The organism is Synechococcus sp. R6-10 (assembly GCF_047461815.1).
In the GTDB taxonomy this organism is placed as follows: domain Bacteria; phylum Cyanobacteriota; class Cyanobacteriia; order Thermostichales; family Thermostichaceae; genus Thermostichus.
This window is the reverse complement of record NZ_JANSHW010000621.1, coordinates 1-510: the sequence shown is the minus strand read 5'-3', so window position 1 is coordinate 510 and position 510 is coordinate 1. Positions and strand designations below refer to the sequence as shown.

The window sequence follows — 510 nt, the reverse complement described above, 5'->3', positions numbered from 1 at the left end:
CATCCTGCCGGGCGACCGCGTGAAGGTCGCCCTGTCGCCCTACGACCTGACGCGCGGGCGCATCGTGTATCGGTACAGAAGCTAAGCGAACTACGGCGGGGGCGTCGCCCCGATGGGTTGCATGCGCGCGGCTTGCGTCGGGTATAATCCCCACTCGCGAGCGGGTATACTCATGCGCCCGCGTCACGGAGGCGATAACGATGAAGGTACGAGCATCCGTTAAGAAGATGTGCGCGAAGTGTAAGATTATTCGGCGTAAGCGCGTGGTTCGGGTCATCTGCGAGAACCCGAAGCACAAGCAGCGCCAAGGTTAGGAGGCAGATAGCGTATGGCGCGTATCGCAGGAGTGGACTTACCACGCGACCGCAAGGTGGAATACGCCCTTCCCGTCATCTTCGGGATAGGGCACTCGGCGGCGCGTAAAATCTTGCAGGCGACGGGCGTCGACCCGAACAAGCGCGTGCGCGACCTCACCGAAGAGGAGGTCGCCAAACTGCGCGCGGAAATCGA

The 510-nt window shown here is 62.2% G+C and carries 2 protein-coding genes and 1 pseudogene; all 3 read left to right on the top strand.

Going from position 1 to position 510, the window contains the following annotated elements; genetic code table 11:
• Positions 1-85 (top strand): annotated as a pseudogene (infA, locus tag NW837_RS14640) (translation initiation factor IF-1); the annotation flags it as partial.
• A gap of 115 nt (positions 86-200) precedes the next feature.
• On the top strand, positions 201-314 hold the full coding sequence (gene rpmJ / locus NW837_RS14635; protein WP_414332303.1) for a 50S ribosomal protein L36: 114 nt from the start codon (positions 201-203) through the stop codon (positions 312-314).
• Positions 315-328: 14 nt separating this feature from the next.
• Positions 329-510: 30S ribosomal protein S13 (gene rpsM / locus NW837_RS14630; RefSeq protein ID WP_414332302.1), on the top strand; the 182-nt coding region annotated here is incomplete at its 3' end.